We start from the raw sequence: 16,446 nt of genomic DNA on the forward strand, positions 1-16,446 counted from the left end.
TTTGGCAAAGGCTTCCGGACTCGGATTTCACGTGGCGGCGTGCAAAACAGGCGTTTTCACCAGTCAATGATGAGGTAGTTCGGGCAGACCGACTTTTTCAACAGAATCGGCCAACAGGGGACGGTGAACATGGAGATGGCAAATGGGTAGCGTCACTAATGCTGCTTTCGTCTCAAGAGGACCGCTGGGCTTGCCGTCATCCATGTTGTGCTTCTCCCTGAGCAATGTCGCATTTGCCTCGACTACGTCTAAGCTAGACGAAGACTTATAGGGCGACTAGTAATGTTATACGACCCGCCATCGCGACAAGAAATGCGACATGGCATGTCGCCTAATAGTAGTTGAGCGCACATGAAGCTCCCGGCCATGTCGAAGGTTGCACCTCGATCCGCCCATTGCTTTTCACATTGGCTGCATGCTGATCTAGCCACGTCGTTGCTATATTGCGGGGAACACACTCATGAGGATTTATCGCGGGCCTAGCAGCAAGCCGTTCTGGCACAGCACCCACGAGTTGGTCTCCACCATCGACTCTGAGGAGCTAGAAGCTTCCATAGCCAATGGCACCGGTATTGGGTTTGATATCAACAAGGATGGCACGGAGCGCAAAGCCGTTTGTACGGTGTGCTTTGATAAAGCGGACATCATCCCAATAATTCGTGGGTTACTTGTTAATCTTGAGGAACAGCAGAAGGCACTACATGAGGTAAAAGGCTTGGTAAAAGACGCAGGCACCAGCAACGAAGAAAAGCTAAGGAAGATAGGTGCTTTGGTTGGACTACCCCCAATACCGTAGACACCCTCGAAGGGTCGCTTCTGGCCGCTTTCTGCCGGTCACGACGGGCTGCCGCCCATGCACCAGGACCCGTTTCGTTTGACCGCATCCTGGTGGCGCAGGCGATGGTTGAGGGGATAACGCTGCTGACGGCTGATGCAATGGTCGCGCAGTACCCGGGGCCTGTGCGGAAGGTGTAACGGTTTTCTGCTGCGAAGGACGCCTGAGACAGCGCTCAACTATCCCTTTACACACACCACCTGGCGCAGGGTGTGCACGACTTCCACCATCTCGCGCTGGGCTTCCATGACGCGGTCGATGTCCTTGTAGGCCATCGGGATTTCGTCGATCACGTCAGCGTCCTTGCGACACTCGACATGCGCGGTGGCACGGATCTGGTCGGCGACGGTGAACAGCTTTTTCGCCTGGGTCCGGCTCATGACGCGGCCCGCGCCGTGGCTGCAGGAGCAGAACGACTCCTCGTTGCCCAGCCCGCGGACGATGAAGCTCTTGGCGCCCATGGAGCCCGGGATGATCCCCAGTTCACCCATTTGCGCCGACACCGCGCCCTTGCGGGTGACCAATACCTCCCTGCCGAAGTGCCACTCCTTTTGCACGTAATTGTGGTGGCAGTTCACTGCCTCCAGTTCTGCATCAAAGGGCTTGGCAATGACCTGGCGCGCCGCGCCGATGACCGCGTGCATCATCAAGGCGCGGTTCTGCCGGGCGAAATCCTGGGCCCAACCTACGGCTTCCACATAATCGGTGAAGTGCCGGCTGCCTTCCTCTAAATAGGCCAGGTCGCGATGGGGCAGGTTGGCGATGTGCTGGCGCATGTCGGCCTGGGCCAGTTCGATGAACAGGCAGCCGATGGCGTTGCCGACCCCGCGTGAACCGCTGTGTAACATGAACCAGACACGGTTGGCTTCATCCAGGCAGACTTCGATGAAATGGTTGCCGGTACCCAGGGTGCCCAGATGCTGGCGATTGTTGGTCTTTTCCAGGCGCGGGTACTTGTCGGTGATCGCCTTGAAGCGCCCGGCCAGCGCTCTCCAGGCATGCTCCGCCGAGCCGGGTACGTTGTCCCAGGCTCCCGTGTCGCGCTTGTTTCGGCCGAAGCTGCGTCCGTGGGGTACGGCTTTCTCGATGGCGCTGCGCAGGCGGCCCAGGTTATCCGGCAGGTCGGCGGCGGTCAGTGAGGTGCACGCGGCGATCATGCCGCAACCGATGTCCACTCCCACAGCGGCCGGGATGATGGCGCCGACGGTCGGGACCACGCTGCCGATGGTCGAGCCCTTGCCAAGGTGCACGTCGGGCATCACGGCCAGGTGCTTGAAGATGAAGGGCATCTTCGCGGTGGCGATCAGTTGGGCCCTGGCCTCGGGTTCGACAGGCACGCCGTGGGTCCAGAGCTTGATCGGCTTGCCGCCAGGGACTTCCAGGAGTTCGTAGGTGGGGGTTGGCATGGGAGATTCCTCCGCGGGGGCAGGAATATTTTACAGTGTTCTGGCGGGCCCTATCGCTGGCAAGCCAGCTCGCCCTGCTTGCTGGTGATAGGACACTGGTAAATGCGGAGCCACAATTTTCAAGCTCCCCATCTTGTCTGCCGGCAGCACTATCATCAGCTGTCGAACAGGCATCCGTGTAAGGCGCATGAGCATAGCTCAGAACCGCCATATCTTCTGGCAAGTCATCGGCAATACGCAGGGAAAAATGCTGGAGCGTTGGCTTCGCTAACACAAACAACCACGCCTGGTCGTCAGCCTCACCCTTGCGCCGAAGAACTCGTCCCAACACCTGTTGGTAGTGCAGTTCTGTTCGAATACGACTGATCGACCAACATAGCGATGATGTTGAGCGCTTCTGTATTGGACAGCCCATCCAGGTTCAGCTTGTCGCTTCGACCACTCACCACGAATCCCTCTCATCTAACTGTATTTGAATCGGCGCATGATCCATGGTGCTCTACCCAGAGCGTGAGCTCCATGATGGCGGCTTCAAGGGCAAGCTGGTTTTGGTTGATTTTGAAAAGCAGCGAAGGGAGCAGATCTTCATTGGACATCGTTATTCCTCCGTGGAAATGAAGATAGTAGTCCTTCAACGTCAAGGTGTTATTCCCGTTCAAGCTGCCGGGCATCCGAAGTCACTGCCTCCATTATCGAGACAAGCTCTTCAAGCAATTCTGCGTAGTGGTGTGTCATATAAAGGGCAATTGCCTGATTGCGAAGAAGGCGCATGAGATATCCTTTTGCTACAACCAAAACCAACATCGTTTCTCCCAGGGTGTCCTCGACTTGCTTGTAGTCATGTTGTAGGTTTTCCATCTCCCGCTCCATACGGGCGATATCCACTGCACTGACCTCATGGGTAGGCTTTTTCTTTCGTTCAATCAGCATTTCGGGCCGAGAAGCAGCTAACACCATACGTGCGTAATTCCGGGTGAAGCAGTTGGCCGAGATCATCATTTCTACTGTTTCGATCTGCCGAATCGGCTTCATCTGACGAAGCGAGCGAAATACATCTTGCGAAACCATGCGAACCTTCAGCATCTCCGCCGCCTCTGGTGCGATGCCTCGAAGTAAATTCTCTCTGTCGTGGACTCGATCCACATTGATCCCTAATACCGTAGCAATGCGAGACGCTTCGATACCTTTTTTCAACGCAGAGACAATCATTTTATGTTCTTCAATCGGCGTTAACCGGTTGATTTGCCGGTTGTAGGTAAAGCCCTCGTCGTCGGTAGAAATCAGACATAGCGCCTCAGTCGCACCGAGTGACTTGAGTGCTTCTAGCCGAAGATGACCATCCAAAAGCATGAACGAAGATATTCCGTCGGCGATGACCTGCTTGGGATGAACCACCAATGGTTCGATCACACCTAACTCCTTTATTGAACTCAAAATGCAGGCGTATTTTTTACTACCAGCTATCAGGTGCTCGACCTTTCGCGATGGAAGGATCTGCTCTAGAGGAATCGCAATGACACGTTGCTCGAATGCCTGCTTGATTTCTGCCATCACTGTTTCTCCCCAAATATTCGGTCTGCTAGGGGCTTTGGCAAATCAGGAATTTCTTCGGTGCGAAGCAGGGTGCTGAAATAATCATCGGCCATTAATTTGCGCATGGCCGTAACGATGATCAGCAACCGTTGTTCATTTATGTCCGACTTTTTGATCATCACTTTCTGACGTCGAACTTCCTTTTGATAGGTGTTAAGAAGCTTCTGGGGTGTCGTTCTCTCTTTGCTTGCCGGCATTTGCCCATACTGCTTGCCGAAGGTTTTCCGTCTATCAATCAGTCGGCGTACCTTCATCAGCTGCTCGCCTTTAAGCAATCCGCTTTCGTAGGCATCAATCATGGCCTGTTGGACGTCGCTGTCTTTAGAGCGGGCAATGTCAATCGCCAGCTTGATAGACAACCATCCTTTCTCGACCGCAGCAATAAGCCGCTCCTCACCTTGGCGTAGCAACACAAGAATGCCTTGTATGTAGCCACTATCGAGACAGGTTTTACTGGCTATCTGCTGACAGGTGTAGCCTCGTTCCGAGAGAATCTGGATCGCAGTCAAAAGCTCGCGATTGGAGTGCTTCCTTCGCGCTAAATTCTCCACCAGACCGATTAAGTATCGATCCGCCTCACTGGCGCTCACAACGATGCAGGGGATTTTCTTCTCACCTAATGCTTGAAATGCTTCAAAGCGCCCCTGACCACAAACAATCTCAAACGCCTCAGTACCGTTGGTTGTGGGAGCGACTGTAATCGGGCGCTTCAGGCCTAACGCTGAGATGTTCTCAACCAGTTTGGCGAAGACCTGTTTGTTGCGTGCCCGAGGATTTAACACTCGGATATCTTCAAGTGAAATGAGACGAATCGTCGACTCTTCTGCGACATGCATCCAAGCTCTGCGAGGGGTTTGAATAACTGTCATGCCACCCTCCTGTAATCAGCGCGGCGCGTCAGTTCCGAAAGGATATCCAATGTGTCGAACCGGTAAATCTCGAGGCTTGCCTGGTTGCTCTCCGCTAGGCGTAGGTGGGGTGATTCCATGTCAATGGTGGGCAGAATGTAGTAGTCATGGGCTGCTTCTTCGAGCTCTTTCATTCGTACTGCGACGGTCAGGTCAGGATTCAGGCCTAAGTCGAAACGAATGTTCCATCGCTTATAGCCAGCCATGGAAACTTGGCAGCGACAGAGCACAAGGGAAATGGACAACTCTTGATTAACCAACATGAGGTCGGTGCTGGGGTCAACCGCTACATGACCACCCACCTCTGCGATTTTCATAGTCGTTTGCTGAAGTAACAGTGGGTGCATCTTGCGAAGTCGTTTGTTGGCTTCGATATACTGGTAATCGCGCGCTGGGGTGTATCCGATCAGGGCGTAACAGCGGAGCAAGCTTCCAAAGCGATGCTGGTAGGCACTACTTGAGGGACACCCCTCAGTCTCATCAATGACAAGCGCTGACAAAAAACCTCGACGTTCATAGACGGCTTTCAATACGTGCAGCATTTCGTCATCCGGCATTCGGTATGAGCGCGTTTGGATGATCGATTGGGCTGCTTGAAACAAGATTGAACTGACAATCGGGCTGAAGGCACCATTAGCTCGAACCCATTCTTCAGGTGGGTTTCGTGTTCGCGTCTGTTTCAGTTTGAACGAGCTGTGGTTCCAGACGTTATTGCCGACATACTTTTCGTTGATCAATACTTGATGAACGGTGCCCCTAGACCACAATCGAGAGCGGTCATTGAGCACGCCGCGAGCATTCAACCAATCAGCAATCTCACGTTCGCTCCTGCCTTCCTCCACGAACAATCGGTAGATGTGCAGCACCATTTCGACTTCGCCCGGTGGGCCTGGTACTAAAATCACGCGGTCTGTTTGAATGCTTTTATGATCGCCTATGCTCAATTCGTTTTTGGGCGAACCGCTGCTGTCGATTAATTGCCGCCTGAGCCCAAATCCTGCTGGCCCGCCTTGACGATATCCAAGCTCTATCAGTCGGGATTGCCCGGCAAAAACTTTCACTGATAGTTCCCGGCTGTACTCACCCGCCATCATCCGCTTCACGCTTTTGACGATGTTTGAGACTGGCGATCCGTCGTTGGTGAATTGCTCTGCGCAGTATTGAACGGAGACACCAGCTTGGCGGCAGCGCACTTCATAACTGGCGCTGACGTCTGGGTCTTGGAAGCGGCCCCAACGGCTGACGTCATAGACAAGAACTGTTGAGTAGTTGGCACGACCGGTTTCCACGTCAAAGAACAGTTGCTTCAGTGCATCTCGGCCCTCCAGGCGAAGGCCACTTTTACCCATATCCGTGTAGACCTTAACGATCTCAAGCCTGTGAGTGGCGGCATAAATGCGGATAACGTCGAGCTGATTTTCGGTCGAGTACTGCTGGTGCTCAGTGGACATGCGGACATACGCGGCCGCCAAGCTCGTGCTTAATTCATTGTGAGCATCACCCGCGCCAATGAGCGTGTGCATCGACAACATCCTCAATCTAACCCACAGCTACCAGGGCGACATCAACGCCGTGATCAGTCACCGCGTTTTCGAAATAGCTCTATTGAAGGTAGAAGACCGGGGAGAGAAAAATGTTCACGAAAACGGGCAATTCTTTTCTGGCTCAAGAACAGTATGCAGCGGAGATCGCAAAAGCTCTTCATACGGAACTTGGTGAAACGCATCAGGCGACGAAAACACTGATGCGTTGGACGAACGCGAACGAACGGACAGTTAAGAATTGGCTGGCCGGGAGTAATGGCCCGCGAGGCGAGCATTTGGTGGCACTGGTCAAGCACTCTGACCTTGCCCTGGCTGCGTTTCTTGGTATGGCAGGAAGACGGCATGCGCTTACTGCATCGGAGCTCCCAACACTCAGGCAGAAGCTTCAGGTGGCAGTAGAGGGAATTGATTTGTGCCTAACGATTAGCGAATGAGCTTTGTAACCGGGCCGAAAATACAGAAGCTTTCATGTCGAATGTGTGTCCGCTATTGGCCGATTCTGTTGAAAAAGTCGGCCTTGGTTTGCGCATCAGAAAAGTACGCGTCCGAGATTGAAATCTTTATATTTGGCAAAGGCTTCCGGACTCGGATTTCACGTGGCGGCGTGCAAAACAGGCGTTTTCACCAGTCAATGATGAGGTAGTTCGGGCAGACCGACTTTTTCAACAGAATCGGCCGATAACGGCCCCTCACAAGGGGCAGCTATATGGCGCTTGCTTCTATCAGAAAGAAATCATTCCGGTGTCATGAGCACCGCAAGCGTGAACTCCTCATTTTTGCTGATCGTTTCCAGCGCTCCACGCACGTTGCCTCCAACCTCGCCCGATTCACGCTGCTCAATCCAAAGCGTAATGACAGCACCCATCCTCCTAAGGGGAAGGTTGGCAGTTCGAACCTGCCCTTGGACACCATATAATTCAGGCCTATCAGGCCAATCGCGCACTACTCTGCATTTCTCGTGACAGCAGGGTGGCAGCAAACGGTTCCGACAAAAGCCTCGCTATGATTTACCTAGCGGGGCTTTTTTGTGCGAAAAGGGAGTGTTACTTAAAGGGGGTGGTATGGCGAGAAAACACGCATCATTTACTGAGCGCAGCTTTGAGACGGCGGAAGATCTATGGCTGGCTCTTTCTCCAACCGCCAAACTGACTGATGGGCCAGAGAATTTCATTTACCGTGGCCAGGGCGATGCGAGCTGGTCGCTGATTCCCTCAATACTCCGACCTCGTAACCAGCCCCCGATTACGTCATACGAAGATATGGTCGATGCCAGTGAAATGGTGTTTTTTGAGCTTCTCATCTTGAGTGGCTTTGTGGCTCATTGCGACGCAATCGGTATCTCCATTCCCAATGATTCCCAAGGCTTCCGCGAATTTGCTATCAATACGCAGACAGCCGATAGGTACTATAAAGATCCATCCCTTTGGCCGAATCCTCACGTACTGGATTTGATGGCGATGGCCCAACATCATGGAGTGCCAACGCGCTTACTTGATTGGACGACCAAACCATTCACCGCCCTTTATTTCGCAGCGAGTTCGGCGATAGCTGACTATGCAAACTGGTCAGGTACGAAGCGTCTAGCCATCTGGGCAATGAACCGTGATCAATTGGGGCTACATCCCCAAATAACTCTTCACAGTTCGCCAGGCGCTATCAGTAGACACCTTGCCGCGCAGGGAGGTTTGTTTACTGTTCATCCACACTCGGGGTTTCGGGCTGGGCAGTTCTCAGTCCAGGGATTGGAAGAATACTTTGCCGATATCCCGGGGCCGATGATCAAGCTAACCCTGCCAGTTTATGAGTCCGTCAAACTACTTCAGTTGTGTCGTAAGGCTGGATTCAGTGGAGCGAATGTTTACCCCACTGCTGACGGTGCCGGGAGAGCCGTTATAGACGACCTTAATAGCGAAGGGGCTCGAAAATTCTGGAATCGCACCGAAATTCTAGTTAGGCAACAATGATGCATCATCCCTAATCCGCAGCACGGTGGTGGTTGAGCAGCTAGCGTGCCGCGCTGTAGCGCGTATGCCCAAACCAGCTTTCAGCAATTCTTTCACTCGCTTATGCAGATCCTCATCGACCGGCCGACCCTGATACTTGCCTGCTGCTTTAGCCTTCTCGATACCTTGGGCCTGGCGCTCTCGGCGCTGCTCGTAATCCTTGCGCGCAATGGCTGCCATCATTTCCACCAGCATCGAGTTGATCGCTCCCAGCATCCGCCCGGTGAACTCGTCGCCTTTGGTGTCCTGCATTCCCTGGTGACTGGTTGGCAGATCGAGCGCAACGATCCGCAGCCCCTTGGAGTCGATCGCAGCCTTAAGCTTTTGCCAGTCTTCTACTGGAAGGCGTGAGAGGCGGTCTATCGACTCAACCAGCAGGACGTCACCCTTGCGCGCATCTTTCAGCAGGCGCAGCAACTCGGGCCGGTCTGCTGTAGCGCCGCTTGCGTTCTCCAGATAAACACTCGCAATAACTTTGCTGTGATCCGTGGCGAATTGCTCATCACACGAAGGGTAAGCCTGGGAGGAGCCTTTTGAATCGATGAAACACGCCATCTGCTCTGGATGTCGTCTTGCGATATTCCCCAATGTGAGCATCTTCCAAAGGACAATCCAAAGGCTGATGTTGACGCTGCGGCCACGACTACCCGCTAAATCAGTCACCTTAGCGTCATCCAGCAATGAACACTGGGCTGCCCTCGCGTGGGGACGGCAAGCTAGTACCCGGTCGCAAGTTAATGGCCATCATGCAGTAGAAAATTCAAGCGGGGTTGTTCCGATACGGGCCGGGATTCAGGAGGACGCGCAGCGGGTGGTGCTCGAGGGCGGCGCGGTGCTTGAGCGCTGATTCTGCGGGGCGACTGAGTGGCGGGGGCAGACGCAGCAGGGTGCGGCATAACCTGCTGTCGGTAATGTTGAGCCGGGATCGGAAATTTCCGATCAAATCAGCTTTACTCTGTATCTACCAGTTGAAAGAGAGCCCCGTAGACGTCACATAAGCAGTTGAGCTACGGCTTCGAAGCCAAAGTCGGCGGAGGATCACCAATGAGCGCACGACTGGCCGGCGAGCAACCCAGCCCATTGAGTTGCGTGGTCAGGCGCTGCCTCGCCAAAGCGGTCGACCTCACGCTGTTTGTCTCCATTTCCTTTATGGTCGCATTCTTCGTCCTGCCCGGGTCGTTACGCTTCGATGCGCTGGTCCCGGCATTCCTGTCGGTGCTTTGGGTGCTTGGCTTCATCGTCAGCGCCGATATTGCGTTTGTGCTGGTTTTTGGCAGAACCCCGGGCGAGATGCTGGCAGGCATACGTGTACTGACGCTGGAAGAGGAGCGCTTGGGATTATCCCAGCGTCAGGATCGAACCACGGATGCATTCGTTGACGGGACGATTGGCTGCATTTCTTTGCTATCGCTGTTTTGGCGGCGAGAGCCCGCCCCCTACGACAAAGGATGCACTGTCTGGTTCGCTCGCCTGACACGACAACGCCTGCTGGTGACGGCTCTGATATCCGCTGCGCTCGTAACGACGCTGGTAGTGGCCAGTGTCGCTATTGGTTTTATGGGTGTGCAGGACAGCGCGCCTGCGATAGTCATTCGCCTTATGAAAAAGGTGGGGTTCGATGTTCAGGAGCGGTGGGTCAACCCCTTGACTGGCAAAGTGCTGATCCTGCCTGTTGGCTGGCGCGTGCTGGATTCGTCGTACCAGCCACCGTTTGGCGAACTGATGGTGAATTTTGCTTGCACGCAGGATGATGGTTTATGCCTGGTGAGATTGGCAATTTCACCTGACTCGATCCTTTATAGTCAGCCGGATGAGATCAGCAACTTCGAGCAACTGGACGGAATCCTGCGTTCGCTCCTGAACACTGATTACGACGAGGGCAGCCTGGACCTGCGACCGGATGTTCTGGGGGACCCTCGGTTCGATCTCCTCTATTCGGCCCGAACAGTTTTTAATGAAAACGCCGCTGACCTGAGTGGTACGGCCATTGTGTGGTTTACCGAGCGCAAGCATACCTGGGCGCTTGGCATCGCTCATTCCATAGCGGCAAGGCCAGCTCTGAGGGATGAAGCCTATCGACTGGCGTTCGGTCTGATCCAGTCCACCCGGATGTCGCAATGAGTGCCGGCACATCGCCCACGACACCGGACACGGCCGGCGTTTTGACCTGGCGCAGAGTTGTCGCCCGCCTGTTGGATAGTGTATGGCAAGTTCCGGCTGGCATCGTGGTGTGGTACGTCACGGTTCAGTTGACCGATTTGCATTGGCGTTGGGGGTTTGTCACCGCTGCAGTGGCTGTGAGTTGCGTCCAGATCGTTGGCGAGACCTTTCTTGTCTGGGGGCTGGGGACGACGCCAGGCAAGGTAGTGGTAGGTCTGCGCGTATGTGAGGTACAGACCGGTGAAGCACCAGGATTCAGAGCAGCCCTGCTGCGGGCAATGAAGGTAGTGACGTGGGGCATGGGGTTCTGGCTTGGACCATTAGCGTTGGGTTGTGCAGTAGGCACGTTCTGGCGCTTGTCGACCGCTCGGGCGGTGTCCTGGGAGAGGGGCGGAGAGAGTACCGCCATCCGTACAATGCCATCGGCCGTTAGCCGACAGCTGACCGTGTGGGTGGCGGGGATCAGCATTATGTTGCTTGCAAACATGGGGCCTTTATTGATGTTGTCGGGGACTGCCTCTACTTCGGCGACATTGTCCCAGGATTTGCGCCGAAACATCAGTGGGCAGTGGATATGGCTGAATCAGCTTTCCGGTAGCCAGTTGACGCTCGACTCTCGGTGGCGTTTGGTTCACGAGCGCATGAACTTGGATCTGGGTTACTACGACGCCAAATTTGCTTTCGGTGAAGGCGACGCCAATATGGTCAGGTTATCAGTGCAGTGGAAACGCCTACCACCGACATCACTTTGTATTAATGGTGAAGTCGATCTGCAGGAGATGGGCTTCGTTGTCATCCAGACCGGTAACTTCTACGACAAAAAAAACCAAACCCAATGCACTGTCCATGGTGGTATCAGTGCCGATTCCGTGATCTTCGGGAAGGTTGATATCTCTCTAAAAGGTAAAGCCGGTTCAGTTGTGTACAAGGTGTTTTCATCCAGTGCGCAAACATCCAGTTATGCAACCGAAGCCGTCGAAGGTCTAGCTGCACGGTTAGTTAATGAGACGGGGCCCTTCGAGGACGGAAACGGTAAGCTCAATATGCATTTCTGGCGCAATGGGCTGACCGGTGAGATCGCCCAATTGCCTGGCGATTGGATGCTTCATGAGATGAACGTATCTGAAGGGGACTTTGTGACCTACACCTTCTACCGCTTGACGGGAGACCTCTTCACAGGCTTGGATAAAAAGGATATAGCCTATGTGGCAGGGCTTGCGAAAAATAGCTCGGTCGAGCTCGAGTATGTAGTCCAACAGGTATTCGCCAGACTGACCACTAACAAGCGTCGATTGAGCAAAGAGCTGCTACCGGGTGGTGATATTCACTACAAATTGCTGGCGGACGGCCAGGAGGGAAGCATAATCGTGCGGAGCGGGAAGCGATATTCCTGGTTGCTCGTTTGGGCAAATTCCGAATCCCGTACTGCACTGGGTAGCCTGGAACAACACGCGTTCCTCTCGCGGATTGTACCGACGCTCCGGTGACAGCCGGTCGCTTCCATTGTCATGTTTGGCAAATACAAAAAAACCGGCGCTGAACCGGTTTTATTGACGGGGCGGAAAAATTTGACCGGTTTAGAATCTTTACGCGCCGGCCACATGCTACGCCCCCATCACGCCGCACCAGCCTATGCACCAGTGCTGCCGTCAAGTGCAGCAGCACGGTGGCGAACAACAGGTAGATTTCTGCTTGAGAGTGCCGCTCGGGTAATGGAAGGCAATACTTGGCCCGAAGAAGCGCCAAAGACTTCAATCAACGCCAGAAAGCTTAAGCAAGTCTACGACATCAACGCCGAGCGTCTGCGTCAAGCTCTCCAACTTGTATTCGACTTGACCAGTCATTTGCATCGGATTTGACCAGCACGCTTCGTAGCCCTGGCTGCGAGCCGCATTATCGCATTGCCACCGTCAACTGAAGAGCAGGCTACCATTGTTGAGAGCGCATCTATTGCCACCGCGTGCCTGGAAGGTTCTTCTCAGCAAAACCGAGCACAGCATCGAACGTTCTAAAAGAACGTCGCTCCGCCCTGATCACCGCCGCCGTCGCCGGCAAGATCGATCTGCGTACGGATTAAACCTCTAATAACTTCGAGGAGAGTCATGGAAACTCGAGCCTTGCTTGAAAGCCTTCCTTTTCAGGAGGACTACTGGACGCTTACAGACAGACAGCCTGGGTATTTTTACGATTTTGGCAACTTTCGCCTTGAGGCTGTTCAGTTGACAAATCAATACTTCAGGCAGGTTTTTGTGTTCAGTGGTGTAATTGCAAATACACGCTCTCTGAGGATGATAAATTTTCAGCTACCCGTGGAAGTGGAGTCGTTCGAGCAAGGCGTTGCATTGATAGCTCATGGTCTCGGAGCTGATTTCGTACCGGATGTGCCAACTTCATGGCTGACTGATGGGCGGTCTTGGGCATCCCATCTTCCTGGTGTGCGCGAGCGAATAGCTTATAGCGCGCGTCCCCACTGCGTGGTTGAGAAGGATTGGTTTCGTGTTGCGCTGAGAAAGCTGCTTGATATAGGAGGTTCGACTGAAGCGGACGCACTCGTCTCGATTGGGTTTGATGGCGAAGTCCTTCGCTTTTCGTGCAATGGCAAAGTGGTGATCTGCCCAGCCACAGGGAGTTCTTGGGATGAAACATACTCCATAAGAGCTACACAGCTCGAGCATCTGCCTAAGCGATTGAGAGACTGGGTGGATGTCAGTATCTGGAAAGACCGGCTCACTATTGGTAATAGGGTATGGTACCTGGAGCCCCAGCCTGATACGGAGTCGCTCCCTCGTGTTTAACCGTGCCTTGTCATGGTTCTGGCCGTTCACTGCCGGTCATGTTTGCTAAGGGGGCGGGTCAAATCCGGTGCAAATGGGTGCTCAAGTCAGTGCAATTACCCAGGTGTCAGCGGATCTGGAGAAGTGGCTCCAGCCAGCGGCGAGTTCAGCTAGTCTTCCCACATCAGTTACTCAAGGACGATACCCATGCCAGATAACTCTGAAAGTATCCGTCCGGCCAAGTCATCTACCCAGCCCCGCAAAGCCAGGACATGGTGTGCACTTAAATTTAAGTGGGCACCAGTTCTAGCCTTTTAAGCGGGTATTTCATGCAGCCAACACGCCGTTCCTACTCCAAGTCCTTCAAAGCCCAGGTCATTCAAGAGTGTGCCCAGCCCGGCGCTTCGATTGCCAGCGTCGCACTCAGCCACAGCCTTAACGCGAACCTCGTCCATAAATGGATTCGGGTGCACCTCATGTGCAACACATAACCGGACAAAACGGAACGGACGAGTCTTAACTTCAGGGCTTAGGAAAGGTATTTTTCGTTGCACTTTGTCGGGACAACTCAAAGTGATACGTGTCAACAAATTCGGGGCGTGTAAGCACTTGGCTGTCGCCATCCGTGGCGTTTCGCTCAGTCTAGGATCTCGCGACGGATCTTGTCCTGCTCTCGCAGCTCTTCGGCCAACTCTCGCAACAGCGTCCTCATCCCACCTGTCCAGGCATTGCGCGATGAAGCGGCCTTACCCTCAGCGCTTCGCGGCCCGGTGCTTTGCTCCCAAGGTCGCCATTGCCGGATCAGCTCCGCCTGCCGTGCCCGTCGCTCGGGTGTCCAGCCGTTCGCCATGCTCAACCTCCAATAGTTCGTTCTGCGCTTTTTTGGTTTTCCGCGTGCGCGCGGGCTTTTCTTGGATGCCGTTATTGACCTGGACCTGATTGCCGATGTTCGCCTGCTTCACGAAAGCGACCTGCTTGGGGGTTTTAAGTTCGCCCAAGGTCTGCAAGGTGGTCCGGGACTGGTTCTGAGCCTTAAGTGCGAGACGCATGTAGGACTCCAGCCCGCTCATTTGTTTAGCCGACAGCGCACGAATCGTGAGCTGCGTGAAAAGAACGTTCAGAGTGTGCGCCTGCGCCACTAGCATGTTTTCTGCTTGAGTCATGTCACCGTTGTTGATTGCAGCCGTCTGCCGGCTCAATTCGAGGATGACCTCGGTAAACGGTGTCTCGCCGATCAGGTTACTGCTGACAAGCAATGCGGCGCCCAGGCACTCCGGAGTCAGATAATTAATGGCGAGGGCCTGCTCCTCCGTCTCCGCCATGGCGAACTTCTTTGCCGGGATATTACTCATTCGCTCGCCTCCATCGGGGTGTTGTTATAACGCTGGCGCAGATCAACACCAGCCGCGCAGTAACGGCCCGTTGGTGCATGGCAGGAGAGGCAGCGCATCAGGTGGTTGGTGTGTGCAGCATCTACCTCTCGCCATGCCTGTGACGCCGTAGCAGCGGTGTGGGTGGAATGTTGCGGCTTGACTTCCTCCACGGTGTGGATCTCGGCCGATTGATCGACCCGGTGAGGCCGGCCGATCCACGCCGGGCTAGCGCGGATGATGTCCGCCACCAGCACGACGTCCGTATCGGCGAGCTCGACAAGGTCGTGCGGCTCCAAATGCCCTTCTTCCAGTAGTACGGCAGGACGAGTTCCGAGCAGGTGCGCAGCCGCCCCGTGCTGACGAAAAAGCATGGGGAACACGCAATGCTGTTTGATCTGCTGCTTGAACACGACATCGACCGGCTTGCCGGAGTAAGGCGTTTCGGCCAGGACCTGGCAACCTTCGCGAGAGATGATGTAGGCATGGAGCGCAACCACTTCACCCCGTGCAACGAATGGGAACCACGTCAGCCACGTTCGGCCCATGCTGTATCCCAGATGCAGTGACTGGAATTTTTTGCCCCGTACAAACCGATTCACCCATCGGACCTGCATCGCGCGAAGTTTGTAGGGTTTCGCGTCGTCCTCGAAGATCAGGATCCTTTGCCAATTTTCAGCCAGGGCCATTCTGGCGAGCGCCTGATGCGATTCATAACATCCCTGGACCGGGTCGCGGCAGCGTTCGGTAACGAAGAAATCAATTGGATTGGAAATCTGGGTTGCGACCGTCTGCTCGAATAATGCGCGCCGGTCTTCGCGCTCACTCAATGAAATGCAGAATGCGCGATCAACGTCGAAAGAGACCTTTTTCAGTGTGCCCCTCATCAACGGCGGTCCATTTCCGGCAGACCGTTGTGAACCTGATCGCGATGCAGCTTCAAGTACTCCACTTGAAATCCTTCAGTGACCTTCCCGTGACCCCGTGCCACGGAAAAGAACCAATGATCATCAAGAAGTCGCCACTGCGTATGTCAGACGCTTCCGAAAATGCTGCTCATCACTTCACTCGCCCCCAAAAAAAACAAAGCCCTCGTAGCAATACGAGGGCTTTGTTGTTTCTGCCGTTGAAAAACCAGGTCTTAGTGACCCGCGCTCTGACCGCCATCAACGTGCAGGATTTCGCCGGTGACAAACTTGGCGCCGTCCAGATACACGACTGCGTTGGCGATGTCATCGATATCGCCCATGTGACCGACCGGGTGCAGGGCGCCCAGCGCGGCGTGGGTTTCTTCGCCGTGCATCGGAGTTTTGATGATGCCAGGCGAAACTGCGTTTACCCGAATGCCGCGCTTGGCGTATTCGATGGCCAGGGATTTGGTCGCCGCGTTCAGGCCACCTTTGGTCAGCGAGGCCAGTACCGATGGCACACCGTCGATGGCGTGATCAACCAGGCTGGTGGTGATGTTGACGACGTGGCCGCTGCCATTTTTTTCCATCTCGGCAATGGCCAGTTGGGTGATGTAGAAGAAGCCGTTGACGTTGACCGACAACACATTGGCGTAGTCTTCAGCGGTGTATTGGGTGAACGGCTTGGCGATGAAGATACCGGCGTTGTTGACCAGAGTATCGATACGTCCGAAACGAGCGATGGCTTCGCGAATGACGCGCTGGGCGGTTTCTGGTTCGCCGATGTCGCCGGCCACGGTGAGGATGTCCGGATCGGTGGACGGCTTGATCGAACGCGAAGTGGCGACGATCTGGTAGCCGAGTTCACGGAAGGCCTTGACCATGCCGTCGCCGAGACCTTGGGATGCGCCAGTGATGACGATGACTTTTTTCGAATGGCTCATG

At 54.5% G+C, this 16,446-nt stretch carries 19 protein-coding genes and 1 pseudogene; 8 read left to right on the top strand and 12 right to left on the bottom strand.

Going from position 1 to position 16,446, the window contains the following annotated elements:
• Positions 1–63: 63 nt before the first annotated feature.
• Positions 64–204 carry a hypothetical protein gene (locus tag FFS64_RS31285; protein ID WP_171017087.1) on the bottom strand — a complete coding sequence of 47 codons (141 nt, stop codon included), beginning with the start codon at positions 202–204 and terminating at the stop codon, positions 64–66.
• Positions 205–460: 256 nt separating this feature from the next.
• On the opposite strand from FFS64_RS31285, the gene FFS64_RS14090 reads away from it, so the two are divergent.
• Positions 461–796: a hypothetical protein gene (locus FFS64_RS14090; RefSeq protein WP_137805879.1), complete on the top strand. Its 336-nt coding sequence runs from the start codon at positions 461–463 to the stop codon at positions 794–796.
• 218 nt (positions 797–1,014) lie between these two features.
• Here FFS64_RS14090 and FFS64_RS14100 read toward each other — a convergent pair whose 3' ends face one another.
• The 6 genes and pseudogenes from FFS64_RS14100 to FFS64_RS14115 form a co-directional block, all read right to left on the bottom strand.
• Positions 1,015–2,241 carry an RtcB family protein gene (locus tag FFS64_RS14100; RefSeq protein ID WP_137805880.1) on the bottom strand — a complete coding sequence of 409 codons (1,227 nt, stop codon included), beginning with the start codon at positions 2,239–2,241 and terminating at the stop codon, positions 1,015–1,017.
• 195 nt (positions 2,242–2,436) lie between these two features.
• Positions 2,437–2,620, bottom strand: a pseudogene (locus FFS64_RS31700) (diguanylate cyclase); the annotation flags it as partial.
• A 79-nt stretch (positions 2,621–2,699) separates the two neighbouring features.
• Positions 2,700–2,837, bottom strand: a complete 138-nt coding sequence (locus tag FFS64_RS31290; RefSeq protein WP_171017088.1) for a hypothetical protein — start codon at positions 2,835–2,837, stop codon at positions 2,700–2,702.
• 49 nt (positions 2,838–2,886) lie between these two features.
• Positions 2,887–3,792 (bottom strand): plasmid partitioning protein RepB C-terminal domain-containing protein, encoded by a 906-nt coding sequence (locus tag FFS64_RS14105; protein WP_137805881.1) that lies wholly within the window; start codon positions 3,790–3,792, stop codon positions 2,887–2,889.
• The gene (locus FFS64_RS14110; protein WP_256660456.1) at positions 3,792–4,703 is read right to left on the bottom strand and encodes a ParB/RepB/Spo0J family partition protein; all 912 of its coding nucleotides are present in this window, start codon (positions 4,701–4,703) and stop codon (positions 3,792–3,794) included. The genes FFS64_RS14105 and FFS64_RS14110 overlap by 1 nt, the downstream gene beginning before the upstream one ends.
• Positions 4,700–6,265, bottom strand: a complete 1,566-nt coding sequence (locus tag FFS64_RS14115) for a recombinase family protein (RefSeq protein ID WP_137805882.1) — start codon at positions 6,263–6,265, stop codon at positions 4,700–4,702. The genes FFS64_RS14110 and FFS64_RS14115 overlap by 4 nt, the downstream gene beginning before the upstream one ends.
• A 110-nt stretch (positions 6,266–6,375) precedes the next feature.
• On the opposite strand from FFS64_RS14115, the gene FFS64_RS14120 reads away from it, so the two are divergent.
• Positions 6,376–6,720: a hypothetical protein gene (locus FFS64_RS14120; RefSeq protein WP_137805883.1), complete on the top strand. Its 345-nt coding sequence runs from the start codon at positions 6,376–6,378 to the stop codon at positions 6,718–6,720.
• Positions 6,721–7,019: 299 nt separating this feature from the next.
• Here FFS64_RS14120 and FFS64_RS32190 read toward each other — a convergent pair whose 3' ends face one another.
• On the bottom strand, positions 7,020–7,229 hold the full coding sequence (locus FFS64_RS32190; protein ID WP_372242173.1) for a hypothetical protein: 210 nt from the start codon (positions 7,227–7,229) through the stop codon (positions 7,020–7,022).
• Positions 7,230–7,347: 118 nt separating this feature from the next.
• Here FFS64_RS32190 and FFS64_RS14130 point away from each other — a divergent pair, with 118 nt between their 5' ends.
• Complete coding sequence (locus tag FFS64_RS14130) at positions 7,348–8,250, top strand: FRG domain-containing protein (protein WP_137805885.1); 903 nt, start codon at positions 7,348–7,350, stop codon at positions 8,248–8,250.
• On the opposite strand, the gene FFS64_RS14135 is transcribed toward FFS64_RS14130, so the two are convergent.
• The gene (locus FFS64_RS14135) at positions 8,233–8,844 is read right to left on the bottom strand and encodes a recombinase family protein (RefSeq protein WP_256660463.1); all 612 of its coding nucleotides are present in this window, start codon (positions 8,842–8,844) and stop codon (positions 8,233–8,235) included. The two genes, FFS64_RS14130 and FFS64_RS14135, sit on opposite strands and share 18 nt — an antisense overlap.
• 489 nt (positions 8,845–9,333) lie before the next feature.
• On the opposite strand from FFS64_RS14135, the gene FFS64_RS14140 reads away from it, so the two are divergent.
• The 5 genes from FFS64_RS14140 to FFS64_RS14165 all read left to right on the top strand — a co-directional run bounded on the left by FFS64_RS14140 (position 9,334) and on the right by FFS64_RS14165 (position 13,714).
• A complete protein-coding gene (locus FFS64_RS14140) occupies positions 9,334–10,410 on the top strand; it encodes an RDD family protein (protein WP_137805886.1) in 1,077 nt (358 codons plus the stop codon).
• A complete protein-coding gene (locus FFS64_RS14145) occupies positions 10,407–11,936 on the top strand; it encodes an RDD family protein (RefSeq protein WP_137805887.1) in 1,530 nt (509 codons plus the stop codon). The genes FFS64_RS14140 and FFS64_RS14145 overlap by 4 nt, the downstream gene beginning before the upstream one ends.
• A gap of 21 nt (positions 11,937–11,957) precedes the next feature.
• Complete coding sequence (locus tag FFS64_RS31295; RefSeq protein ID WP_171017089.1) at positions 11,958–12,308, top strand: hypothetical protein; 351 nt, start codon at positions 11,958–11,960, stop codon at positions 12,306–12,308.
• Between the two features lie 243 nt (positions 12,309–12,551).
• The gene (locus FFS64_RS14155; protein ID WP_137805888.1) at positions 12,552–13,244 is read left to right on the top strand and encodes a hypothetical protein; all 693 of its coding nucleotides are present in this window, start codon (positions 12,552–12,554) and stop codon (positions 13,242–13,244) included.
• Between the two features lie 308 nt (positions 13,245–13,552).
• Positions 13,553–13,714, top strand: coding sequence for a transposase (locus FFS64_RS14165; RefSeq protein WP_256660457.1), 162 nt, complete (start codon positions 13,553–13,555; stop codon positions 13,712–13,714).
• Positions 13,715–13,975: 261 nt separating this feature from the next.
• On the opposite strand, the gene FFS64_RS31705 is transcribed toward FFS64_RS14165, so the two are convergent.
• The 3 genes from FFS64_RS31705 to FFS64_RS14185 all read right to left on the bottom strand — a co-directional run bounded on the left by FFS64_RS31705 (position 13,976) and on the right by FFS64_RS14185 (position 16,445).
• Positions 13,976–14,575: a hypothetical protein gene (locus tag FFS64_RS31705; RefSeq protein ID WP_256660458.1), complete on the bottom strand. Its 600-nt coding sequence runs from the start codon at positions 14,573–14,575 to the stop codon at positions 13,976–13,978.
• Positions 14,572–15,480, bottom strand: coding sequence for a hypothetical protein (locus FFS64_RS31710; RefSeq protein ID WP_256660459.1), 909 nt, complete (start codon positions 15,478–15,480; stop codon positions 14,572–14,574). Before FFS64_RS31710 ends, FFS64_RS31705 begins: the two co-directional genes overlap by 4 nt.
• Before the next feature lie 254 nt (positions 15,481–15,734).
• Positions 15,735–16,445 (bottom strand): SDR family NAD(P)-dependent oxidoreductase, encoded by a 711-nt coding sequence (locus tag FFS64_RS14185; RefSeq protein ID WP_137805891.1) that lies wholly within the window; start codon positions 16,443–16,445, stop codon positions 15,735–15,737.
• Position 16,446: the final 1 nt, after the last annotated feature.

The sequence above is a fragment of the Pseudomonas sp. G(2018) genome (assembly GCF_005502415.1).
Classification (GTDB): domain Bacteria; phylum Pseudomonadota; class Gammaproteobacteria; order Pseudomonadales; family Pseudomonadaceae; genus Aquipseudomonas.